The 24,187-nt window shown below is 43.5% G+C and carries 25 protein-coding genes; 12 read left to right on the forward strand and 13 right to left on the reverse strand.

From position 1 onward, the window contains the following. Positions 1-15 precede the first annotated feature (15 nt). The gene (locus ACU6U9_RS12925; RefSeq protein ID WP_446735448.1) at positions 16-2,250 is read right to left on the reverse strand and encodes an ATP-dependent helicase; all 2,235 of its coding nucleotides are present in this window, start codon (positions 2,248-2,250) and stop codon (positions 16-18) included. Between the two features lie 218 nt (positions 2,251-2,468). Between ACU6U9_RS12925 and ppnP the strand changes: the two genes are divergently transcribed. Next, positions 2,469-2,750 carry a pyrimidine/purine nucleoside phosphorylase gene (ppnP, locus tag ACU6U9_RS12930; protein ID WP_446735449.1) on the forward strand — a complete coding sequence of 94 codons (282 nt, stop codon included), beginning with the start codon at positions 2,469-2,471 and terminating at the stop codon, positions 2,748-2,750. Between the two features lie 74 nt (positions 2,751-2,824). Next, positions 2,825-3,316 (forward strand): MgtC/SapB family protein, encoded by a 492-nt coding sequence (locus ACU6U9_RS12935; protein ID WP_446735450.1) that lies wholly within the window; start codon positions 2,825-2,827, stop codon positions 3,314-3,316. A 9-nt stretch (positions 3,317-3,325) separates the two neighbouring features. Here ACU6U9_RS12935 and ACU6U9_RS12940 read toward each other — a convergent pair whose 3' ends face one another. The 6 genes from ACU6U9_RS12940 to ACU6U9_RS12965 form a co-directional block, all read right to left on the reverse strand. Then, a complete protein-coding gene (locus ACU6U9_RS12940) occupies positions 3,326-3,946 on the reverse strand; it encodes a glutaredoxin family protein (protein ID WP_446735451.1) in 621 nt (206 codons plus the stop codon). A 1-nt stretch (position 3,947) separates the two neighbouring features. Next, the gene (locus ACU6U9_RS12945) at positions 3,948-4,796 is read right to left on the reverse strand and encodes a 23S rRNA (adenine(2030)-N(6))-methyltransferase RlmJ (RefSeq protein ID WP_446735452.1); all 849 of its coding nucleotides are present in this window, start codon (positions 4,794-4,796) and stop codon (positions 3,948-3,950) included. Positions 4,797-5,155: 359 nt separating this feature from the next. Beyond that, positions 5,156-6,151, reverse strand: coding sequence for a GTP 3',8-cyclase MoaA (moaA, locus tag ACU6U9_RS12950; RefSeq protein ID WP_446735453.1), 996 nt, complete (start codon positions 6,149-6,151; stop codon positions 5,156-5,158). 153 nt (positions 6,152-6,304) lie between these two features. Then, complete coding sequence (locus tag ACU6U9_RS12955; protein WP_446735454.1) at positions 6,305-8,587, reverse strand: 7TM diverse intracellular signaling domain-containing protein; 2,283 nt, start codon at positions 8,585-8,587, stop codon at positions 6,305-6,307. 3 nt (positions 8,588-8,590) lie between these two features. After that, the gene (locus tag ACU6U9_RS12960; RefSeq protein WP_446735455.1) at positions 8,591-9,802 is read right to left on the reverse strand and encodes a pyridoxal-phosphate-dependent aminotransferase family protein; all 1,212 of its coding nucleotides are present in this window, start codon (positions 9,800-9,802) and stop codon (positions 8,591-8,593) included. A gap of 80 nt (positions 9,803-9,882) precedes the next feature. Further along, on the reverse strand, positions 9,883-10,533 hold the full coding sequence (locus ACU6U9_RS12965; RefSeq protein WP_446735456.1) for a hypothetical protein: 651 nt from the start codon (positions 10,531-10,533) through the stop codon (positions 9,883-9,885). A gap of 168 nt (positions 10,534-10,701) precedes the next feature. On the opposite strand from ACU6U9_RS12965, the gene ACU6U9_RS12970 reads away from it, so the two are divergent. Beyond that, positions 10,702-11,463 carry a methyltransferase domain-containing protein gene (locus tag ACU6U9_RS12970; protein ID WP_446735457.1) on the forward strand — a complete coding sequence of 254 codons (762 nt, stop codon included), beginning with the start codon at positions 10,702-10,704 and terminating at the stop codon, positions 11,461-11,463. A gap of 49 nt (positions 11,464-11,512) precedes the next feature. On the opposite strand, the gene ACU6U9_RS12975 is transcribed toward ACU6U9_RS12970, so the two are convergent. From ACU6U9_RS12975 to ACU6U9_RS12985, 3 genes are read right to left on the reverse strand one after another with little or no spacing between them, the layout of a single operon-like run. After that, the gene (locus ACU6U9_RS12975) at positions 11,513-11,887 is read right to left on the reverse strand and encodes a RidA family protein (RefSeq protein ID WP_446735458.1); all 375 of its coding nucleotides are present in this window, start codon (positions 11,885-11,887) and stop codon (positions 11,513-11,515) included. Beyond that, entirely contained in the window at positions 11,880-12,116 is a 237-nt protein-coding gene (locus ACU6U9_RS12980) for a DUF2798 domain-containing protein (RefSeq protein WP_446735459.1), read from the reverse strand. Before ACU6U9_RS12980 ends, ACU6U9_RS12975 begins: the two co-directional genes overlap by 8 nt. After that, positions 12,113-12,400: a putative quinol monooxygenase gene (locus ACU6U9_RS12985; RefSeq protein ID WP_446735460.1), complete on the reverse strand. Its 288-nt coding sequence runs from the start codon at positions 12,398-12,400 to the stop codon at positions 12,113-12,115. Before ACU6U9_RS12985 ends, ACU6U9_RS12980 begins: the two co-directional genes overlap by 4 nt. A gap of 110 nt (positions 12,401-12,510) precedes the next feature. Here ACU6U9_RS12985 and ACU6U9_RS12990 point away from each other — a divergent pair, with 110 nt between their 5' ends. Then, positions 12,511-13,407, forward strand: coding sequence for a LysR family transcriptional regulator (locus ACU6U9_RS12990; protein ID WP_446735461.1), 897 nt, complete (start codon positions 12,511-12,513; stop codon positions 13,405-13,407). A 41-nt stretch (positions 13,408-13,448) separates the two neighbouring features. Next, a complete protein-coding gene (ybaK, locus tag ACU6U9_RS12995; protein WP_446735462.1) occupies positions 13,449-13,922 on the forward strand; it encodes a Cys-tRNA(Pro) deacylase in 474 nt (157 codons plus the stop codon). A gap of 2 nt (positions 13,923-13,924) precedes the next feature. On the opposite strand, the gene cmoB is transcribed toward ybaK, so the two are convergent. Beyond that, on the reverse strand, positions 13,925-14,884 hold the full coding sequence (cmoB, locus tag ACU6U9_RS13000; RefSeq protein WP_446735870.1) for a tRNA 5-methoxyuridine(34)/uridine 5-oxyacetic acid(34) synthase CmoB: 960 nt from the start codon (positions 14,882-14,884) through the stop codon (positions 13,925-13,927). Positions 14,885-14,943: 59 nt separating this feature from the next. Beyond that, positions 14,944-15,666: a carboxy-S-adenosyl-L-methionine synthase CmoA gene (cmoA, locus tag ACU6U9_RS13005; protein WP_446735463.1), complete on the reverse strand. Its 723-nt coding sequence runs from the start codon at positions 15,664-15,666 to the stop codon at positions 14,944-14,946. Between the two features lie 164 nt (positions 15,667-15,830). Here cmoA and ACU6U9_RS13010 point away from each other — a divergent pair, with 164 nt between their 5' ends. The 4 genes from ACU6U9_RS13010 (at position 15,831) to ACU6U9_RS13025 (ending at position 19,367) form a co-directional block, all read left to right on the forward strand. Beyond that, complete coding sequence (locus tag ACU6U9_RS13010) at positions 15,831-16,325, forward strand: NAD-dependent epimerase/dehydratase family protein (protein ID WP_446735464.1); 495 nt, start codon at positions 15,831-15,833, stop codon at positions 16,323-16,325. Between the two features lie 46 nt (positions 16,326-16,371). After that, positions 16,372-16,839 (forward strand): hypothetical protein, encoded by a 468-nt coding sequence (locus tag ACU6U9_RS13015; protein WP_446735465.1) that lies wholly within the window; start codon positions 16,372-16,374, stop codon positions 16,837-16,839. A gap of 54 nt (positions 16,840-16,893) precedes the next feature. Next, positions 16,894-17,613: a pseudouridine synthase gene (locus ACU6U9_RS13020; RefSeq protein WP_446735466.1), complete on the forward strand. Its 720-nt coding sequence runs from the start codon at positions 16,894-16,896 to the stop codon at positions 17,611-17,613. Between the two features lie 119 nt (positions 17,614-17,732). Then, the gene (locus ACU6U9_RS13025) at positions 17,733-19,367 is read left to right on the forward strand and encodes a long-chain-fatty-acid--CoA ligase (protein WP_446735467.1); all 1,635 of its coding nucleotides are present in this window, start codon (positions 17,733-17,735) and stop codon (positions 19,365-19,367) included. A gap of 115 nt (positions 19,368-19,482) precedes the next feature. Here ACU6U9_RS13025 and ACU6U9_RS13030 read toward each other — a convergent pair whose 3' ends face one another. Continuing rightward, complete coding sequence (locus ACU6U9_RS13030) at positions 19,483-20,130, reverse strand: transglutaminase-like domain-containing protein (protein WP_446735468.1); 648 nt, start codon at positions 20,128-20,130, stop codon at positions 19,483-19,485. A 490-nt stretch (positions 20,131-20,620) separates the two neighbouring features. Here ACU6U9_RS13030 and ACU6U9_RS13035 point away from each other — a divergent pair, with 490 nt between their 5' ends. The 3 genes from ACU6U9_RS13035 (at position 20,621) to ACU6U9_RS13045 (ending at position 24,134) form a co-directional block, all read left to right on the forward strand. Next, positions 20,621-21,013, forward strand: coding sequence for a MerR family transcriptional regulator (locus tag ACU6U9_RS13035; RefSeq protein ID WP_446735469.1), 393 nt, complete (start codon positions 20,621-20,623; stop codon positions 21,011-21,013). A 204-nt stretch (positions 21,014-21,217) separates the two neighbouring features. Then, positions 21,218-22,387: an isovaleryl-CoA dehydrogenase gene (locus tag ACU6U9_RS13040; RefSeq protein WP_446735470.1), complete on the forward strand. Its 1,170-nt coding sequence runs from the start codon at positions 21,218-21,220 to the stop codon at positions 22,385-22,387. Positions 22,388-22,526: 139 nt separating this feature from the next. After that, positions 22,527-24,134: a carboxyl transferase domain-containing protein gene (locus ACU6U9_RS13045; RefSeq protein WP_446735471.1), complete on the forward strand. Its 1,608-nt coding sequence runs from the start codon at positions 22,527-22,529 to the stop codon at positions 24,132-24,134. The last annotated feature ends 53 nt before the right edge of the window (positions 24,135-24,187 follow it).

Below are 24,187 nucleotides of genomic sequence, written 5' to 3' on the forward strand. Positions count from 1 at the left end.
CTGCTAAGCCCTATCCTATAACCATTGCAGCATAGGGGCTGCAATGTGTTTATCTAATGTGCGTGTTTGCCCATCTTGAAACTGAATACGCCAATGATTTTGCGTTTCACTTTTAATCACCCCTTGCCCAAACGTTTTATGCGCCACCCATACTTCTATTTCCGCTTGAGGTTTAAGCGATACTTTGGGTTTACTCATTAACGGTTTTTCAGAGGCGCTAGCTTTCAATGTTATCTGCCACCCTAACGCATCGCTGTATTGTTGCGCATGGGCCATAACGCCTTTGGGCATGGTTAATTCTTGGGCTGATTGCGTAATGGCAGGCTGTAATTTTAATAAAGCCGGCACGTGCATGGCCTCTATAAATGGGCTAATGGTTTTTTGATCCACGGCGGTGTTGGCATCCGTGGGGCAAATTAAATGCAATTGATTCATCGCGCGTGTCATGGCCACATAAAATAAACGACGCTCGCTCTCAACTGACGTCGCTTGTTGCATTTCGCCATCGCTTTGATATGGATAATAATGATTATTTAATGCCGGTAAAATAACCACAGGCCACTGTAACCCTTTTGCTCTATGAATAGAGCTAATCACAACGCCAGTGTTTTGCTCTTGCTGTTGCTTAACCTGCGTCAGGTCTTGCAAGTATTCATGGGTATTGGCGGCGCTAATATTCAGTTTAGCCATGAATCGAGAAAAACCTTGCACCGTGGCAATACGATCATCAACCTGCTGACCACTAAACGCACTGTCACTTAACCCTTTATAAAAATCCGTTTCCCGCAAGTAGCGGTTAATCAACTGATGAGCCGTAATACGTGGATGCTGGGCCAATTCAATTAATTGTAAGCGATTTTCAACTTGTTGCTTTTGCCATGTAGATAGTGATGCGAGATCTAATTCTTTAAACGCTCGCAAAACTTTTTCGTCGCCAAGCGATAAACCATTAGCAATATTTTCAAGTTCACCGCGTTTAATTTTTAATGCCGGAAACGTTAAAAACATCAACCAACTATTAAAGCGCTTACGTTGATTGTGCTGAAAAAACACGCCATTGGCCACTTCAAATAACGTCATAAAGGGCTGTAGTTCGTAACGTTCTAACACCCAGCTGTGATGAGCCATTTGGTACGGAATATTCTCTTGCAGTAATGCTAATTCCAGTGGCGCACTAATGCCCCATAGCCGCAACAATACAGCAACATTATCAGCTGGTGTATCTTGTAGCGCTTGTTTAATTAGTATCAATGTACGCTGTGCGTAATCATCGTCTTTATGCAATTGCACCTGAGTATTGGGATTTGATTCATGGGCAATCGCCATCACTGGCTGGCGCTGCTTATTAAATTGGATCAGTTGATTACTTAATAACGCGACATCATGACCATAGCGAAAACTGCGGCTCAATGTGTAATGTATAGCGTCTTTAAAGTGATCATCAAAATAGTGCAGCATAAAGTGGCTACTAGAGCCACGAAATTCATAAATGGTTTGGTCAGGGTCGCCAATCACCATGACACTGGCACGATGCCCAGCTAAGGTTTCTAATAAAAACTGCTGGATAGGATTAATGTCTTGGTATTCGTCAACCAAAATCCAATCCATGTGATTAGCATAATGGGCCGCTAGATCAGGACGCTGACTAAATAATAAACACGGATCATATAACATATCGGAAAAACTAATGCGCCCATGCTGTTTACGCCAATCTTCAAACGTATCAAAGACTTTAACAAAAAAACTGCATTGCTTGGGTAAGTCTGAGGCGTTAAATACCGCCGGTGCAGGATCTAAACACGACTTCACTTGCTCCATGAATGACATCATGGGATCGAGCCATTTTTTTTTGTCGTTCAAAATTTCTTGTGCAAGGGTCTTACTGGCGTGCTGCTGCATCATGCGCCATAACATAAGCTCTTGTTCGCTTTGGGATATTAGCTTTTCATGAAAGCCGCTTAAAAAACCTTGCTGAATTAGGCCTTGGTATATTTTTAGCCCTAAAGAATGGAACGTACGCACCTGTGGTAAAGGGCCCGTCATCACATTACGTAATTTTTGCGAGAAATCTAACTGAGCAGACTTATTGTACATAATGACCAACAAGCGTTTTGGGTTTTGTCCCTGCTGCAAGCGATTACGAATAAACAAGGCTAAGGTGCTGGTTTTACCGGCACCCGCCACCGCAATCACTTTCGCATGACCTTGATCGTGGGCAATAATGTCTAATTGTTGATCAGTTAACTGCAAGGAACTTACAACCCATAAGCGAGTGAATTAAAGAGTCACTATTTTAAAGCAATTCGGGCGCTCCTTGGGGCTTTATTCGTATTTTATTCTTCGATACAAATTGATTGATATTTGATCATTAATTAATCACATAGAAACATGAATAAATCCCACTATGCCCACTCCTTAGCGAATGCTAGAATCGCCACCCAATTTTTAATCATCTTAAAGGAATCGCTATGTTTGATGTAAATGAGTATTTTGACGGTAAAGTAAAATCAATCGCGTATAAAACGCAAACGCTTCCTGCTACCGTTGGTGTAATGGCGGCTGGCGAATATGAGTTTGGGACAAGCCAAAAAGAAACTATGACCGTAGTAACCGGCGCTCTAACTATTCAATTCCCTGGTACACAAGAATGGAAAACCTTTAACCAAGGTGAATCATTCATCGTTGAAGCTAATGTAAAGTTTGGCGTTAAGGTTGCTGCTGATAGCGCCTATCTTTGCACATACGAATAACATTCAACCATCGACTACCAACTCGGCCCATTTGGCCTTGTGAGTAAAGTATCCTGCACTATGATTAATAGTGTATGGATACTGAACTTCTATTAGATATAACCCCTTTCGATTGGCCTTCAATTTTAACGGCCTTATTATGTGGCGCGACCATTGGTCTTGAGCGACAAGTTCGAGGCAAACCCGCCGGTATTCGCACATCTGCATTAATTATAATGGGCACTTATGTGTTTATTGCCTGCTCAACGTATGTATCAAAAAACGCAAGCATGACAGACCCTTCTCGAATCATTGGTCAAGTGATCACAGGAATTGGGTTTTTAGGTGCAGGGGTTATGCTGAGTAAAGGCCGTAGCGTGTATGGTGTAACAAGTGCTGCAACCATTTGGGCACTGGCAGCTGTTGGGGTGTGTATTGGTATTGGCCAGTTAGCCAGCGCGTTCAAGCTTTCGGTTGTGGTGGTAATGATTCTGTTTGGGGTCGATTACTTTGAAGAGTACAGCCAGAACTTAGGTAAAAATATGCATTCTCGATTTCACCGCTGGCGAAACCGGGATGATGAATAAAGCTAAATATTAACGCGCCGCCATCACGGCATTATAGTCACTGCCATTGACTCTACGATAGCCAATATAAACAGTGGGATAACCTTGAATTCTCAATGCCTCTAACAGCCACACTTTCTTTGCTGGCTTTTCAACATCATAATCCACAAATTCTACGTTATTTTTATTAAACGCTTCTCGCAGTCTTGTACAATAACCGCACCAAGTAGTGCCATACAGTACAATTTTGGGATTGCCATTTTCATCAAAATGTTCACTAAAAATTCGCTGCTCAGTGGACGTTAAAACATGCTCGCCAAAGTTTGCGGCTAACGTCGCACCATACAAACCAGGGTTGTATTCATAGACTTTATCGTAGCCGACAACCAAAAACGGAATCGTTCTTGGTAGGCCAATGTCTTTTAATAATGAACGATCTTGATCAAGGTCCACTTCTTCATACACAATATCACGTTGGTTTAAATTACGACGAGCCTCTTCGCATGGTTTATTACAACCCTCTTGAGTAAACAACACCGCTCGAGGATTACCGGCATAATCAAATAAGCCATCATCGAAAAAACGCTTAATATCATTCTGAAAGTGATGAGCTAAACCCACCAGTAACACAATAAACAAAATCTTCTTCATATTACGATTCACTATACTCAACGCTGAAGCCAGCGTTTTCAGTCACACCCATTTTTTCAACTAAATAAGGCAAGCCTTCATTAAGCTGCTGCTCTAGATTCCACGGCGGGTTCATGATCACCATGCCACTGCCATACATACCTTGCTCTTCGTTTTCACCCGATACCCAGAAACGCACATCGAGAAAGCTTTTTGGCTTTAAATTTTTCAATTTACGCGCCATGGTTTCACTCATTTTTTGCTTATCGTTGCGGTTAATAAGCGGATACCAAATGGCATACACTCCAATAGGGAAACGTTTAAGAGCTTGCTCAATAGATGCGACCACTTGCTGATATTCTTTTGCTTGCTCGTAAGGCGGGTCAATCACCACCATGGCGCGCTTAGTTGGTGGCGGCAATAGTGCTTTTAACCCAGCAAAACCATCTTGCTTTTCAATGGCAACGATTTTGTCATTGGTGAAGTTTTTACGTAACAGCTGAAAATCTTGAGGGTGCAATTCAAACAGACGCATTTTATCTGTGGGACGTAAAAACTGTCGAACAAACCACGGGCTACCTGGGTACAGCTTAAGTCGCTCACCAGGGTTAAGCTGGTTAATCACATCCATATAGTCTTTAAAGACCGGCGGCACCTTATCATCCCACAGGGTTTGAATACCGCCCTGAGACTCATTTGTCTTTTTGGCAAGGTGGTCCGTTAAGCTATACACGCCCGCCGCACTGTGCGTATCAATATAGAAATAAGGCTTATCTTTTTTTGCCATGTACTGCGCCATTAGCACACACACCCAATGCTTCATTACATCAGCATGATTACCTGCGTGAAAACCGTGACGATAACTTAACATTGTTGATACCCCTTTAAACTGCAAATGATAGTACGAAGCCTGCGCATTATAGCGGTTTAGTGCCTATAAGGCATGACAAATCCTAACCATGAACAAAGGGGCTAAAAAGCCCCTTTGTTCATGGTTGTAACCTGTTATAAATTTGCCACAAAGTGGCCACTACAGTGGTGAATCCCAAGGTGTAGGGAAAGGCTATTATTGCCTTTTGTCATAAGATAAGCGGATTAACGGGCCGTCAATAAAAGCGAGCTGACGTTCTTTAGTGCCCAATTGGGCTGTTAGCCAAAAAATGGAGAGGTAAGCCGCTCATGGGCTCTACTCTGTTGGTGACGCCACTCAATCTTAAACTCAAGCGTAGATCACCCTCCTGTACTGTTCATGAAGCGTAGAATTTGTACCTCTTCACCCAAATCAAAATGATGACGTTCAGGTTTAAGGTCCATGGCGTCACGAATAGCCTGCTTGATTGGTTCTAACTCTCCTGGGTAAAGCCTTACAATGGCTTTCAAATCAACACTATGTTCATTGCCTAAACATAGTAGCAATCTGCCTTGAGCGGTAATTCTTACCCGATTACAGCTTTCACAAAAATTATGGCTATGAGGTGAGATAAAACCGATGCGACTAGAATGACCATCAGCAAACTGCCAATAGCGGCTAGGGCCACCGGTCTGTTGATCACACGAAATTAAGTCATATTGCTGTGTAATAATGTCTCTTATCTGCGCGCTACTCATAAAGGTTAGCGCGCGGTCGTGCTCTTGAATATTGCCAAGCGGCATTTCTTCAATGAAGCTAATGCCTAAATCGTGTTGGCGGATAAATTCGATCAAATCCAGAATTTCGTCATCATTGCGGCCTTTGAGCACGACACAGTTAATTTTGATGTCGCTAAAGCCTTCAGATTTCGCCTGCATGATACCGTCAAGCACCGTTTGCAAGTCACCTGTTCGCGTTAATTGCTTAAATCGCTCAGGTTTTAAACTATCAAGACTGATGTTTAAACGATTTAAACCCGCTTGTTTTAATGGCCCGGCCAAATGAGGCAGCTGGCTACCGTTACTGGTCATATTCAATTGCTTTACACCAGGTATGCGAGCAATACCTTCAACAAGATGGGTAATGCCCTTTCGAACCAAAGGCTCACCGCCGGTTAAGCGGATGTTGGATACACCGAGTTCAACAAATGCTTTTGCGATTAATTCTATTTCTTCAAGGGATAAGATTTCTGAGCGTGGTGCAAACACCATATCTTCAGCCATGCAGTACACACAACGAAAGTCACAACGATCCGTTACCGAAATGCGAACATAGTCCACAACCCGATTAAACTTATCTACTAACTGTTCAGCCATGACATTACCCTAACGAAAAAGCACCTGCATAGTACCAATAATGAAACGCTCTCGCCTAGTTGCGACCTTAAAAAAGCATTTATATTTTTAAGCATGCATTTATGGCACAAAAACAAAGCAATAAAATTTTGTAACGCACATTCATCATGCATTTTAAGTGGTGTTTTTCCACCCAAGTAGCGCATTCCGTAAATCGGCCATACGCACTGGCTTCGCAATAAAGTCATTCATTCCGACAGATAGACAGTGTGTTTTATCTAATTCCATGCTATTTGCTGATACGGCAATAATGACAGGGTTTTGATAACGCTGAGCATTCGCGCGAATGGCTATTGTGGTATCAAAGCCATCCATGATGGGCATTTGGCAATCCATTAAAATGATATCAAACGGATTTTTTGCTTGCTGATGCAAAGCATCTTCACCATTAATAGCGATGTCACATTTAATCCCCATCCTAGTTAACATACTTCTCATGACTTTTTGATTGATTTCATTGTCCTCAACCACTAATACGCGTTCGGGTAATACGTCATTGCGTTTCTTTTTGCTAACGGCAAAAAAAGGTAAGTATACATCGGAAAAAATAGCGGGGTGTTCAAATTGTACATGCCAATGCCCCCCTAAAAGTAAAATAACCTCATTAACAAATACACCGTCTTGTTCTATCTCGAACAATTCATATGCCGCAACCAACGGGGTGTTTGATGTGTCATTCATTTCTAAGTGAAGATGGAGTTGCCCTTTATCTTGCTCGATATCTAAATTTAAAATAATACTGTTAATATCTAAATTAGAGGCATTAAATATAATTTCAGTTAATAACAAATACACGGGCCTTACCGGCCCAGCCAATACATCCCAGTCAGCTAGATTACTATTAATTGAAAACTCAGTACCTCGCGCTTTGCACTCACTCACTAAATCTTGATGCCATAATTTAAGTGTCGGTTTAATGTTCACTTGCTCTATTTTAAAATCCGGATCACTGGCGCCCATTTCAGTATTTAATAATAGTTTATCTATGTGGCGAGAAATCAATCGCGTGCTGTGATTGGCATCGTGCATCAATTCACTATCAACTTGATAACCTTGTAAGGATAAATCTAAAACATGTTGTATCGAATGCAATGGGGTTTTAAGGTCATGTGAAATGTTTTTTAAAAATACATCTCGTACTTTTTTATGTTTATCTGCGATTTTTAGTGCGTTAGACAAGCGTTTACCGGTTTTATTTAATATATTTTGATAGTGACGCTCGCTCGCAATTTGGTCATCTTGTAACTTATTAATTAGTTCTGCCAATGCCCAAGACAACAATATCGATTCGATAACCGTACCAATCAAAAAGGCATGTTCAGTCAGTAAATTAACCGGCACCTGCCCCATGATAGTCAGCTGATAAATGAATCCACCCACCGCTAAAAAGATCCAAGCAAGCAAGAAAAAACGTGCAGGCTTATAACCCTGTATTAAAACTTGCGTGGCAATCACAATCACACTGACTTGATATAACGTACTCATCAACAAGTAAAAAATAGTCGCAACTGCATTGAGGCCGATTAGCACTAACATGATATCAATGATGACGCCGGCAATAAGCACCCAAAACCAACGATTCCATTTAGGGTGTTTTACATCGAGTTTTAAAAAAGATTTTGCGAATAAAATGGCAAATATAAACGCTAAACAAACTGATACCGCCCACGATTGCGTCGTATTAAGCCAATGAGGTTGATCAAAGAAATACCTTGTAAACCCTAAGTCAATGAGAAAAAAAGCTTGTAAAAAAAATAAATTCAAACAATAAAATAGATAATAAGGACGTGATGTTGAAACAAACAAAATAAAATTATAAATGCACAGGGCGAGCAACATGCCAATTGAAAGAAAAATTAATCCTAGCTGCGCTATCTTCTGCTGACTGAATGCTTGCAAAGGCCCAATATCAATCGGTAACCGTAAAGCATGATCACTACGAATCTCTAGTACAACCGTTACTTCTTCACGTAATACAGGCAATGCAACATCCACAAAATGATTGGGGATGGCCCGAGTCATAAACGCGGAGGCACTGAGGTTAAGCATGGACTGTAAATGCTCACCTGTTTGCGAAAAAAAATGGATACTAAATTCCGTCAAATGCGGAAAACCCACTTGTAATTGCAGTGGCTGATGCTCAGTTGAAGGCAACGTAAACCAGACCCAAACGTTACCCTGAACAAATCCTAAATTCGGCGGACTTAAAGGGGAGCTTGGGCTAAAAGGTGGGTGGTTAATAATGTCTTGTGCTTGATAGCGTTGCTGTTCATCGACTAAAAGGTGCGCACTGGGCCAAATGCTTTGAATTTGTTGAGTATGATCGTATGTACTTAGCATATTTGCTTTGGCACTTAAGGCCAAAAATAACAAACATGCCAACACAATAGGTTTCATGTATTACGCCGTTATATTATCGGAAACATCCAAAGCACGTTCTAACGCGGCCATACCAGAAGGTAAGTCAATGTGAGCGCCAGCGTGTTTCATGCTCATACCCAAGGCATGCAATGTACGGAACAAATTATGGGCACGACTTTGCTCGCCCATTTGCCCAATGCGCACAATGGGTAAACCAAACGAGCCTGATATTTCCACCTTGTATAAAGCAGACATGGTATTGAGCACCTGCTTACCGTCAATGCCGTTTGGTAGGTTAATGCCCACAACACTATTAAGACGACTTGCGTTATTTACAAACAATGTTAGTCCCATCGCTTCGACAGATGACTGTAAGGCTAGACTGCAAACCTTATGTCGGCCAAAACGTTTTTCAAGTGTTTCAAGGCAGACTTGTCGCAATGCCTCATGCAAGGCCAAAATACCGCTCACTGGCGCGGTATAATGATAGCCTTTTTCTTCCCAGAATTGACGCGCCAAGCGCACATCTAAGCACCAATGCGGCATGGGTGCGGTACGTTCAATTATAGTCGGCCAAACGTGATCACTAAAGGCCACCAACGAAACACCCGGAATCGACGCTAAACCCTTTTGGCCACCTGTTATCACCACATCAACCTGCCAATTATCCATTTCTAGTGGCATCGTGCTTAACGTACAAACTGCGTCTACCACAGACAGCACGCCATGTTGGCGCGACATACGTGTAATAGCTTCTAATTCTTGATTCCAAACCGTACAAGAGGTTTCCCCTTGTACAATCGTGAGCACATCAAATTCACCACTGCTAAGCAAAGCGTCTACTTTGGCAGGGTCAGCCCCTTCACCAAGGGGGACATCATATACCGTAACATCACCGCCATTACGCTCCGCCATCTCAGCTAAACGCGCGCTAAAGAAACCATTTTGGATGCACAAAACCTTGCGTCCCGGCCAAACAAGGTTGGTAATCGCCATTTCCATGGCTGCACTGCCCGGCCCTGCAACCCCGATAATATGCTTAGAATTGGTTTGAAATACGTATTGTGACATCAAGCGCACACGCTCGATCACTTGGCTCATGGTATCGCCTAAATGATTAATAACCACAGAATTGGCCATGGCCACTTTTTGTGAAACCGGCACAGGGCCTGCTCCCATCAATAGCAATGGCTCATTCGGCAAAATACTATCAAGAGGTAAATCGGTAGGGGGGAGAATGGTGGTGGTCAAAATGTGATTCCGTATTCATCAATATAAATTACTGACGTCAACCTAGAGTCAACGCCAGCAAATACAACTAAATTCATTCATTAAAAACGAGCGCGCAAGCCAAACAGTACATCTTCTGCCATGGTAAGTTTATCGTCGTTTTCAAGGTAAGCACCTAGAAAGCGATAATGTGCATAAACCGCAATATCCCAATTAAACGCAATTTCTAATCCAGCTTGATATTCATATTCAAGTTTAGCCGTGTCATCCCAATCGCCACTTAAAAAGAAAGGTCGAAGGTTCACGCCAATATTCGCCTGTAAACCCGAAACAACAGGTAAAAAGACTTGTGCACGCATACCCGCAGCGGTGCGGTCATAATCTAGTGCATTGCTTGTGGTTTGGCTGATTTCAAAATCAAATTCAGCACCACCATGCTCAGTTGGGTTTGCTAAATAACCAAAGCCACCCGCGCCGAGTGTGATAATTTCAAATTCTTGTTTTCCTAGGCTTTGTTTTTCACGCTTGGCCCTATCGTCACTTTGAAAGTATCCCAAGTACAACATACTGGTGACTCTGTCACCTTCTACGCCTTTTTGCGTGTCGCCAATACCTAAGCGGTAATGACTCATATCTTTGCCTGCGGCTAGGTCCATAAATAATGTGTTGTATTGCGCGTGAGCAGCAAAACTAAATGTCATCGCAGATGACAGAAGAAAGGGTGTGGCTAAACGTGTAAAAAACGATTTCATTTCAATACCTCATAACAATGGCCTGAGCATACCAAACTTAGGCGTGTAAGCAACCGCAAACCCTATAAACTCTAGCCTTCATCACACTTCCCCATTGCTGAATAAAGCATTTTTTCGTTACAATCGCGCCTCATTATCATCATTATTCGTTAAACATACTGGGTTACAATGGATCGAAATTTCGACGGCTTATCTGAGCGCTTTAACAGCCAAATCTATGGCACGCTCAAAGGACAATTACGCTTAAAAATGCTCGATCTCGATTTAGCCTCGATAGTGCAAACCCAAACTAAACATTCTGTATTGGATGTCGGTGGCGGGATGGGGCAATTCTCTTCGGCGCTATTGGCTCAGGGGCACGATGTAACGATCACTGACTTAAGCCAAGAAATGCTTGATGAAGCAAAATTAATTTATCAAGAAGTGGCGCCGCAAAAACACGCACAGTTTTTATGCACGCCTTTACAGTCACTGCCTAACACTCTCAAGCAATCCTATGATCTGGTGTTAAATCATGCCGTTTTAGAATGGTTAAAAGCACCATTAGACGCCATTGTCACATTAGAGCAACTGGTTAAACCGGGCGGTCATTTAAGCTTGATGTTTTACAATCGTCACGCAATCGTTTGGCGTAACCTAATGAACGGTTCATGGCAACGTGCTCATAATGATTTTTTTCACCACGATAAAAATAACTTAATGCCGCAAAATCCTTTAGACCCAAACGACGTATTAAATAAAGCACAATCATTGGGTTTAGAATTAAAATCTTGGCGCGGAATTCGTTGTGTGTACGACCATATGCACAAACACTTTCGTGATAAAAAAAACCTTGATGAATTTGTAGCATTAGAAAAAACCATAGGTTTAAAATCACCCTATCGCGATTTAGGGCGCTATGTGCATATGGTATTTACCAAGCCAAAATAAAAATATATTAAACGCTGAAAAGTAATATAAATAGTGCTGACAGCTACTTTTACAAGCAACCTATCATCGCTTCAACTTCAATATTGATTTGGTCTGAAAATAGCGCGTTCACGTTTATTAATGCACTGGCAGGCAAATGTTTGCCGTATATTTCAAACAGTGTATCCCTTAATAACGATATATCGGTCATGTCACTCACAAACAATGTCACCTTTATTAAGTGTGCCAGTGATGTTTGGTTTGCCTCACATATTATGTTTAATTGAGAAAAAATTTCTCGAGCTTGTACATCGATACTTTTACCCTGTGCCTGACTACCAAACGCGGTGAGGCCAGAAGTATACAAAACATTATTGTGCGTCACGCTATGAGAATAAGGGCCCACAACAGGGCCTAACTCAGAATAATTATGCCTATTAATCATGACGAGGGTCTCGTTTGGTTTTCTGAGTAATAAATGTGGCCAACTTATGTATTTCTGGTGCACTAAACAGCGATATGGTCGCAGCAGCAGGCCAGCCCAGCATAAACGCATGGCACCATTGTTGGTAAAAGTCATCCGTCCACCCAAGATTGATCCACGTCACCCAAGCCGTCATCAGTGATGACAATAAAAACGACATGAGTAAAGCAAATAAAATGCGGTGCTTCATGTGCGTTTCTCCAGTTTTTCGATATATATCACTTCGGTAAATGATTGTGCTAAATAAGCCTTAGTGTGCGCCATTTCGAAATGGTTTTTCAACGCATCTTCGTTAATCCATTCTTCCCATAAGGTAAATAACTGGGGGTGATCTCGATGTTGTAAAACATCAAAAAAGAGACAGCCAGGCTCTTGAACGGTTTGCGCTTGCAACTCGATCAACGCCTGCTTGATCTCTTCTACTGGCTTAGCTGATGTGACCTTAAGGCCCGCGCTTATCCAAAGTTTGCTCATGGTTTATCTCCGTGAATGAAACAGACAGTCATAATGTGAGATAAATATAGTTACTTTCAAATTTGAAATATATACTTCAAAATGAACTCATTAATTCCAAATATGAAATCATGTATGACGACATCGTTTTATTCATTCATATCGTGCAACAACAAGGCCTAGCGGCAGCCGCGCAGAAGTTAGGTTTACCTGCGGCAACCGTTACGCGGCGTTTAAAGCGATTAGAAGAATCGGTTGCTAGTCAGCTAATTCATCGCTCGGCACGGCAATTTGTGCTCACAGGCGAAGGGGAGATATTTTATCAAGCCTATGCAGGGCTGGTTGAACAGCTAGAGCATACTCAGCAGCAACTCAGTAACGACTTGCACACTTTAAATGGCCCATTAAAAGTACTGGCACCCACAAACATCTCAACTGGGTTGTTGCAGCCCATGTGGTCTAATTTCATAAAGACATACCCGGATATAAAACTGGAATTAACATTAAGCAACCGCATTGAAGATATGCTGACATCAGGCGCTGATATTGCTTTGCGCATAGGGCCACAGGAATCGTCTTCACTTTATCAAAAACGCGTCGGCTCACTGCATACATTGATTGTGGCCAGCCCAGATTATCTAAAGAAAAATGGCGCACCAGACACCTTCGAGCAATTAGCTCAGCATGACTTAATTGGGGTAAGCACCCTATCAACCTGGAAAATGAGCCATCTGTTATCGGGTAAAACACAAGAAATTCGCCCTCGTTTTTCAACCTTTGTAAATGACGTTAAATTTGCATCGCAACTCGTATGTGATGGCATCGGCATATCATTACTGCCCAACAGTGAAGTTAATCATCATTTAAAAGCAGGTGAGCTTGTGCGTGTATTAGACCCTTGGGAAGGGCCTGAAAGAGAGCTATATACCATTTGGCCATCCGGTAAATTGCTAAACGCTAAAGCCAAGTGCTTACGAGATTATATTGAGGTTTACATGGCAAAGACCATGGCCAATAATAAAATATAAACTCATTAATACGATTTACGGCGCGTTAAAAACGAAAGCTTATGACCCCTGCTATTAAACTTGCACAAAAAAACAAAATTAATCACACCATTCATGAATACCAACATGATGCGAATCACCCATCGTTTGGTGAAGAAGCATCTGAAAAACTCGGCGTCTCGCAAGCACAAGTATTTAAAACACTCGTAATCGAATTAGACACAAAAGCATTAGCCGTATGCATTATTCCCGTAAGCCATACTCTTAATTTAAAAGCCGCGGCCAAACGCGCAAACGCAAAAAAAGCAACCATGGCCGATAAACACGACGTACAGCGCAGTACTGGCTATGTGTTAGGAGGCGTAAGTCCACTTGGGCAAAAGAAACGATTATTAACCCTGATTGATGATTCAGCAAATGCGTTTGAAACGATTTATGTCAGTGCGGGTAAACGCGGGTTAGAAATTGAATTGGCGCCACAAGATTTGCAATCTCTTTGCAGCGCACAATTTGCTAACATTAAAAATGAAGGTTAAGACTAAACGTTCGCAATAATCGTAGCACGTAAAGGTGCAGGATGCCCTTCAACGGTTTTGCTTGGATCATTTGGGTCTAGAAAATCCGTTAACGAATTATACTGCATCCAACCTGTGGTGTGCTGCTCGTCTAGACTTGTGTAGTTTTGCTCAACAATGCGTACGTTTTTAAACCCTAAACGGCGCATCCATTGGCATAGGGTTTTTGCACTGGGTAAAAACCATACGTTACGCATCATGGCGTAGCGATCGTCGGGTACTAATACTTCGCCCTCTTCACCTTCTACTACCAAAGTTTCAAGTACCACTTCCCCACCGGGGCGCAATGCTTGTTGCAGCTCAGTTAAATGATCAAGGGGCGATTTACGATGATACAGCACACCCATACTAAACACGGTGTCAAAGGCACGTAAATTGGCTGGCACATCTTCCATTTTAAACGGCAATAAATGCACGGGGATATTGTCTTTTTTAGCCGCCGCCACGTATTTTTTCGCTGCTTCAAATTGCCAAAAAAATAATTTACTTGGGTCAATACCCACCACGCGTTGCGCACCGGCACCTAACATGCGCCACATGTGATAACCACTACCACAACCTACGTCTAAAATAGTCCGCCCTTTTAAGGGTGCTAAGTGGGGTTCAATGCGGTCCCATTTCCAATCACTGCGCCATTCGGTTTCAACAAACGTATCAAAAAATTGAAATGGGCCTTTGCGCCATGGCATTAACCCTTGCAAAGCCGCCAGCGCTTGCTGGTTCTGTTCTGGATTAATATCATCACTTTGAAATTCAACCGCGCTTTTATTCAGCTCACATGTCACATTGTTGAGTTCTGGCAATTGTAAAAAAGCATCTAACCAACGCTGCATATCACCATGAGGCGTCGCCACGTAAAAATCATGCAGTTGTTGTTCAATCACGCTGCCCCATTTATTAAACGGTTGTTTTTCCGTTTGCATAAATTCAACAAGGTCTTGGTAATAATGAGTGAACCAGTTTTCAGTTAATTCCATGGGTATTATTTAACCGCAATAAACGAAGTAAAGTTAAAGCACTGATACCAAGTATAGGCTTTTGAAAAACCGGCCTGCTTTAAACGTTGAATATGATCGTGTGAGGTTTCGGGCACCAACACGTTTTCAAGTGCGCTGCGCTTTTGGCTCACTTCTAAATCGCTGTAGCCATTGGCTCGTTTAAAATCCCAGTGCAATTCTTGCTGAAGCGTTTGCTCTGGCTCATCAAAACTGATTTTTTCTGAGAGTATTAACGCACCGCCTGGCAACATGGCATCGTATAAGCGTTGAATCAGTGCTTGGCGTTTTTCAAGCGGTATAAACTGCAATGTGAAATTGAGGGTCACAACCGATGCACGGCTGTAATCAAATGCAGTGGCGTCCCCCTCAACTAATTCAACTGGCACCGTGGCATCATCGATATCCACATAACTCTGGCAGCGTTTAAGCATGGCCGCCGCGTTATCAATGCCAATCACCTTACAGCCTTCGAGTTTCACACCGTGACGCATGGCCAGTAACGATGAGCCCAGCGAACAGCCTAAATCATACAAATGGCTATCAGCCTGAGCGTATTGCTCAGTGATAATGCCGATCATCGGGATGATCATGTTATAGCCAGGCACCGAACGCTTAATCATGTCGGGAAAGACACGAGCGACAGCCTCGTCAAAAGCAAAAGCATCTAATGCTTCACGGTCATTTGCGTAAATACGGTCGCGGGACATAACGCACCCAAGGCTCACTTAAAAAGGTGCTGCATTCTACTCAATATGAGCGGTGGTTTCACCTTAAGTGACCGGCTTTTAAGCAGAATCTGACGGAAAACGCCCTAGTGAGCCCCATCAAAGGGGAGTAGGCTAAAACTCTAGTTCACCACGCCGGAATTAATATGCATGCATTTGTCACTGGCGCCACAGGCTTTATCGGCCAACACCTCGTTGAGCAACTGCTAAAGCAGGGCTGGCAAGTTACTGCCTTGTATCGCAACAAAGACAAACGCTATGCAAGTGAACATGGGGCCATTCACTGGCAATACGGTCAACTGCAACACATACAAAGCCTACGCGATGCCATGCCCGAATCAGTGGATGCCGTCTTTCATCTGGCCTGTGATACCAGTAACTGGAGCCTTAACCACAGTCGTCAATATCAAACCAATGTGCTGGGCACTCATAACCTTGCCAAAGTGGCTCTCGAAAAAAATGCCATTCGTTTTATTCACACCAGTTCCCTTGCCGTTTATGGTTTTCATGATGACGTGGTTGATGAATACAGCGAGATGCGAGGGATTAATAGCCCAATCCCTTACTATCGCAGCAAGTTCTTGGCAGAAGAGGTGATGCGCGAATACCTCAAAAAAGGCTTTAGATATTGTCATCCTTAACCCCAGTGCCGTTATCGGTCCTAAAGATCAACAAAATTGGGTGCGCATGTTTGATTTAATTAACGGTGGAGGCCTAAAAGGTTTACCACCTGGCAGGAAATCATTCTGCCATGTTGACGATATTGCAAAGGCCCATATTCAAGCGTTTATTCATGGCCGCTGTGGCGAAAATTATATATTGTCAGGCCCCAACGCTGACATTGCACAGGTTTACCGCTGGATTGCGAATAAACTCAATAAACCCGCCCCTTCTCGTGTTTTACCCTGCTGGCTATTGAAATGCACTGGCTTTAGCCAATCATTGTTGAGTCACATTACACGCAAAAAGCCGAAGCTCAGTCTTGAAACAGCCTATATTCTATCCGCCAATGTCACCGCCCAATGCAACAAAGCCCAACGAGAACTGCAATACAAAAACACCGCTACGCTCGAACAAATGCTACAAGAGACGTTTGAATGGTGGCAATCTCAAGCCGAGCCTAACTCTAAGCGCAACATTAAAAGCGCGGCTTAAAAAGTTTATACGCTTAAATGATCGGTTATTGTTACAATGGCGGTTTTGCTATTTATGACAACAACAGCTCTGACGATTCCTATCCTCTACCAAGACGAACACCTCATTGCGGTCAACAAACCCAGTGGCCTGCTTGTGCATAAAAGTTGGGTGGCAAAAGACGCAAAAGAATTCGCCCTGCAAACCGTACGCGACATGGTGGGCAAACATGTTTTTCCCGTGCACCGCTTAGACCGCCCCACGTCTGGTGTCTTATTATTTGCTTTTAGTGGTGAGATGGCCCAGCAGGTTCAAAGCCAATGGCATGAGGCCGAAAAAATCTATTTAGCCGTCGTACGGGGCTGGCTAAAAGAATCGATAAAAGTCGATCACCCATTAAAAGGCATGGCCGATTACGGGCAAGACAGCGAAACCGAACAAGACGCCCAAACTATTTTCACCCCACTGGCCCAAATTGAAATTGATGCCACCATCGACAAATACCCGCAGAGTCGTTTTGGGCTAGTCAAAGCACAACCATTGCAAGGGCGCACTCATCAAATTCGCCGCCACCTAAAACATTTAAGCCACCCCATCATTGGTGATGCCCGCTATGGTAAAGGCAAATACAATCGCTACGTAGGCGAGCATTTATCTTGCCCTCGTTTATTGCTGCACGCCGCACAGCTCATCATCACTCACCCTGTGACCCAGCAACGTCTTTCGATTAACGCCCCTATTGAAGGTGACATGGCCAACTTATTTGAGGGCTTCGATTGGCCTTTAAGCTGGTAAAAACAGACCAATTAATTGACCTTGTGTACCAATGTTAGCGTTGGCGCATTTGGTACCTTGTATTGCCTTTTTGCTTGCTTCACATTGAGCGCATCCCATAATTATAAAAAGGATGCCTCATGTTTGGACAGATGCAAGATTCCCCTTTATTAGTCAGCCAGCTCATTGATCACGCCGCTCAGTTTCATCCCAATCAACGTATCATCACCAAAACCGTTGAAGGCCCGTGGCACGAGTATACTTACAAAGAGGCCGCTAAACGCAGCAAGCAATTAGCCCAAGCACTCGTTTCTTTGGGGGTTCAAGATGGCGATGTCATCGGCACCTTAGCTTGGAATACATACCGCCACTTTGAATGTTGGTATGGAATCTCAGGCATGGGCGGCGTTTTGCATACCGTGAATCCACGACTTTTCCCTGAGCAGCTGGATTACATCATCAACCATGCAGAAGATAAGTTTCTGTTTATCGACACCACCTTTGTGCCATTACTCGAAGCCCTACAAAGCAAACTGCCTAACGTAAAAGGCTATGTGATCATGACGGATGAAGCGCATATGCCCACGACCACGCTACCAAATACCCTATGTTATGAAACCTTATTAGCACAACAAAAAGGTGACTATGAGTGGCCACAACTAGATGAACGCCAAGCCACCTCTATTTGCTATACATCGGGCACCACTGGCAACCCAAAAGGCGTGGTATACAGCCACCGCTCAAGCCTATTGCACAGTTGGGGCATCACCAGTTTAAACGTGGGTGAAATTTGCAGCGAAACACGCGTGCTGCCCATCGTGCCCATGTTTCATGCCAATGCTTGGGGTTTAGTCTATGCCGTGGCGATGATGGGAGCCGAAGTTGTCTTCCCTGGGCCTCATTTAGACGGCGCCAGCGTGTGCGACATGATCAACCGTTATCAAGTGGATTTATCCGCTGCCGTACCAACGGTATGGACCATGCTCATGCAACATCTAACGCAATCAGGGGACACACTTGAAAGCCTAAACAGTGTATTAATCGGTGGTTCCGCCGTGCCGAAAGCCATGATTCGCGCATTCGAGCAAGATTACGGTGTAGAAGTTTGGCAAGCGTGGGGCATGACAGAAATGAGCCCACTTGGCAGCCTAAACAAACCGCGTCCAGAAGATGCCCTTCTTAGTTATGAAGAGCAGCTCAATATAAAAGCCAAACAAGGTCGTCCGTGTTTTGGCGTACAAATGAAAATCGTCAACGATGACAACCAACCATTCCCCCATGACGGCAAAGCCTTTGGTCGCTTAATGGTGAAAGGCCCTTGGGTTGTTAGCCAATACTTTAAAGCCGACACCAGCGCCCTTGAAGAAGACGGTTGGTTTGATACTGGCGATGTTGCCACCATCGACCCGACCGGCAATATGCAAATCACCGACCGCTCAAAAGATGTGATTAAATCAGGCGGCGAATGGATCAGCTCCATTGATTTAGAAAACGCCGCCATGGGTCATGCTGATGTCCTAGAGGCTGCGGTGATCGGCGTTGCACACCCTAAGTGGGAAGAACGCCCGCTATTGATTGTGGTGCCAAAAAATCCAGAGCAGCCGCCATCGGCTGAATCAATATTGGCGTTCTTAGAAGATAAGGTCGCCAAGTGGTGGCTACCTAATAGTGTTGAGTTTATTGAAGCCATCCCCCATACCGCTACCGGTAAGATCAATAAGGTTGGCTTAAGAGTGCACTTTAAAGATTATCAATTTGATGAGGCAACGGCTTAAGTCATATTAAAAGAGTTCAGCAGAAATATTCAACAAAAGCTCAACGCTAAAAACAAAAATGCCAGAGACATACTCTGGCATTTTTGCATCTGATTAAGCGATCGTCCCTTGTTGCTTACTCATCTATTAACTGCCGCTTTGGGTTAGGTGTGTGCTCATCAATTAAATGGGGATAGGCACTCGCCACACCCTCAACAATAAATTCAAACGGCACCTCATCAAAGTGCCCATGCTCTTGCACGTATTCCATATGACGATGCCCTTCGCCATTAAACTCATGAAAAATAGAATCGTCTTGGCCATTAAACTCAAGCGGCTCCACTCCCATGCGCTCACAAAGCACTTTATCAAACGCAGGCGTTGCCTTTACCCAGCGTCCGTCTAATTTAATTTCGGTATAACCGTGCATCACGAACACATCACTGCGTAACCATTCAATTAACGCGGGGCTCGATAAGTGATTGCGAACATCCGCTAAACCGATTCTGGCTTCTATTCCATTTAAACGACACAAAGCCCCCAGTAACACCGCTTTAGGAATGCAATAAGATTGGCCAGCCTCTAAACAATGGCTGGCACTTAAGCTTTCAGGGTTAGATTCGAATACGTATGGGTTGTATTTAATGCCATCACGTACGGCGTAATACAGCGCCACTGCCTTTTGTGTATCGCTCATCCCCTCTTTTACCGTGTTGGTATTCAGGGCTTGTACTTGTGGATGCGTATAGTCAAAAAACGAAGTAGAAGATAACGTAGCAAGCATGAGACATCCTTTAGCAATATAAGTACAGATTAGAACCTTTTAACCGATTTTGGCCAATAACCACATATTCCAATATTAATGACAACAGCCGTAATCGTGCATTTTTCAAACGTTTGTATAGAAAATATCAGAGTTTATCTGAGTTGCTTCATGTTACCCACAAAATCTGTGGATAACTTGGTGAGTAAGTATTTAAAAAGCCCCGCAAACCCTTATGAATTCTGGCGATAGCTCAAATTGCTTTTTTTTCAATCAATTAACTTTTCCTTTATTTTTCAATCACTTATTTAAGTCAATAGATCTACTCAGCCAAAATAGTCGTAGTCTGTATAAAAATTATCCATTGTTTTAATAATGTGCATAACAAATCAAGCAAGCGCTCTAATTTGGCGCAAATAACATGTGTTAAGTGGCCATACGGTATTGGATATGGTTGCACTCTTTGCTTATTACGTTGACGTAAACGTCAACCTAGTTTTTAATCAACAGTATGAAGAAAGATAAAACCACCATTTACAGCATAAGTGATCTCGCGCAGCGTTTTGATATCACCACACGCACCATACGCTTTTACGAAAGTGAGGGCCTACTATCGCCCAAGCGTGAAGGACAAAAACGCCTGTATAGCCAAAAAGATTACACCACCTTAAAGCTCATCTTACGAGGTAAGCGGTTAGGTTGGTCACTGGCAGAGAGCCGTGACCTAATACAAATGTATAAGCCAGAACAAAATAACCAAGCTCAATATCAAAAAGTATTAGAAAAAGTCATCGAAAGCCGTGAGCGACTGCAACAGCAAATGAATGACATACAAGTTATGTTACTAGAATTAGATGAACACGAGACGCGGATTAAAGAAGTACTAGACACAAAGCGACAATAATCACCAAACAAAAATGCACAAAGATTACTTTTGTCTAATGCTTAAAAAATTTTATATTCAAAATTAAAATAACACACTGAAAATCATTCTGTATTTCGGTTAACAATAAAAATAAAACAACCTACAACAGAGATGAACGCGCTCTCGAAAAGCCAGCATAAGGCAAAGCAGAGCTCTTTTGATCTCGATTAAAGGAATATACTAATGAAATCTATTTACAGTGAACTTAACTTCGGCCTTGGTGAAACCATCGATATGATGCGCACCCAAGTCAACGAATTCGCCAGCCGTGAAATCGCCCCACTGGCAGACGCCACCGATAAAGAAAATGCCTTCCCTAATCAGCTATGGAAAAAATTTGGCGACATGGGTTTATTAGGCGTGACCGCAGAAGAAGAATACGGCGGCACGAACATGGGATACCTTGCACATGCGGTAGCCATGGAAGAGATCAGCCGTGCATCTGCATCTATCGGTTTAAGTTACGGCGCGTTTTCTAATCTTTGCGTCAACCAATTAACCAAAAACGGTTCAGCCGAGCAAAAAGCAAAATACCTACCTAAATTAATTTCTGGTGAGCATATTGGTGCCCTTGCTATGAGCGAACCCAATGCGGGCTCAGACGTAGTAAGCATGAAATTACGTGCCGATAAAAAAGACGACAAGTACATTTTAAATGGCGGAAAAATGTGGATCACCAATGGCCCCGATGCCGATGTGTATGTGATCTACGCCAAAACCGATTTTGAAAAAGGCGCCCACGGCATGACCGCGTTCATCGTTGAGCGTGACGCACCTGGTTTTAGCCGAGGACAAAAACTCGATAAACTGGGCATGCGCGGCTCAAATACGTGCGAACTTATTTTTCAAGATTGCGAAGTCCCTGAAGAAAATATTCTAGGCGGTTTAAATCAAGGTGTGCGCGTATTAATGAGCGGCCTAGATTACGAGCGTGTTGTGTTATCGGGCGGCCCCACCGGCATTATGCAAGCGTGCATGGATATTGTGATTCCCTACATTCACGACCGCGAACAATTTGGTAAAAGCATTGGCGAGTTTCAATTAGTACAAGGCAAAATTGCCGACATGTATTCCAGCATGAACGCCTGTAAATCGTATTTATACACAGTAGCCGCAGCCTGTGACCGCGGAGAAACCACGCGCAAAGATGCCGCAGGTGTCATTCTTTACACCGCCGAAAAAGCCACACAAATGGCATTAGATGCTATTCAATTATTAGGCGGCAACGGTTACATCAATGATTTTGCCACGGGCCGTTTATTACGCGATGCCAAGCTTTATGAAATTGGCGCAGGTACATCAGAAGTAAGACGCATGCTGATTGGTCGTGAAATTTTTAATGAATCAAAATAATTTTTAACATACCTCTGTGGGAGGACGCTCAGTGTGCCCCGCGAGTGAAACGAGTGCATCGGGTATGCGCGCGATAGTCGCAAGCGCTTCTCTAGCATAATCAATCGCGCGCAAGCGCCCTCCCACAACGGAGATGCATATGCCAAGCATACATTCAAAAATAAATTCAAACTCCGCAGAGTTTAAAGACAACCTCGCGTTTAATTTAGACATAGTGGCGGACCTAAAAAACCTAGTGGCAAACATTACGCTAGGTGGCGGTGACGCCTCGCAAGCACGTCACAAAAGCCGCGGTAAATTATTGCCCCGCGAGCGCATCGAAAAATTACTCGATGAAGGCTCCCCTTTTTTAGAAGTGGGCCAACTGGCCGCCTATGAAGTCTATGATGAAGCCGTCCCGTGTGCCGGTGTGGTCGCCGGCATCGGTAAAGTCAGCGGTGTGGAATGCATGATCGTCGCCAACGATGCTACCGTAAAAGGCGGCTCTTACTATCCGCTTACGGTTAAAAAACATTTACGCGCACAAGAGATTGCTCAAAAAAATTATTTGCCTTGTATTTATTTGGTCGATAGCGGCGGCGCTAACCTGCCCCGTCAAGATGAAGTCTTCCCTGATAAAGAGCACTTTGGCCGCATCTTTTTTAATCAAGCCAATATGTCGGCCATGGGCATTCCACAAATCGCGGTGGTCATGGGCAGCTGTACCGCAGGCGGCGCGTATGTGCCAGCCATGGCCGATGAATCCATTATCGTAAAAGAACAAGGCACCATTTTTTTAGCCGGCCCGCCTCTTGTGCAAATGGCCACTGGTGAAGTGGTTGACGCTGAAACATTAGGTGGCGGCGACATGCACACGTCAACAAGTGGTGTAGTGGATCACCTTGCTGAAAACGATGAGCACGCTTTACAGTTAGCACGTCAATCCATTGATCGTTTAAATTGGAAAAAACAAACTCAACTTGATGTGCGCGAAGTTGTCGCTCCCCTTTATGATTCACAAGAATTGTACGGCATCATTACACAGGACTTAAAAAAACCCATGGATGCCCGTGAAATTATTGCGCGCATTGTAGATGGCAGTGACTTTGATGAATATAAATCCCGCTTTGGCACCACGTTGGTTTGTGGCTTTGCCCGTATATTTGGCTACCCCGTAGGCATTGTTGCAAACAACGGCATCTTGTTTTCAGAAAGCGCGCAAAAAGGCGCAAACTTTGTCGAGCTCTGCTGCCAGCGAAACATACCTCTTATATTTTTACAAAATATCACCGGCTTCATGGTGGGTTCAAAACACGAACAAGGCGGCATCGCCAAGCACGGCGCTAAAATGGTAAACGCAGTGGCCTGTGCCAAGGTGCCAAAATTTACCATGGTCATCGGCGGCAGTTTTGGTGCGGGGAATTATGGCATGTGTGGTCGCGCTTATGATCCAAACTTTATGTGGATGTGGCCAAACGCACGTATTAGTGTCATGGGGGGCGAACAAGCTGCCGGGGTGATGTCACTCATCACCAAAGGCGCAAAAGAAAAACGTGGTGAAACGTTTAGTGATGAAGAACAAGCGGCGTTTAAAAAACCATTATTAGAAAAATACGAAAAAGAAGGCCACCCCTATTACGCTTCCGCCCGTTTATGGGATGACGGCGTCATTGACCCTGCACAAACCCGTGAAGTGTTAGGTCTTGCCATCAGTGCATCGCTTAATGCACCTCAGCAAGAAACTAAGTTTGGTATATTTAGGATGTAATGGTGATGTCAAAAACCCATACAATAAATGCTCCCTATCCACGCCAGAAACCA

This window comes from Pseudomonas sp. HK3 (genome assembly GCF_052920985.1).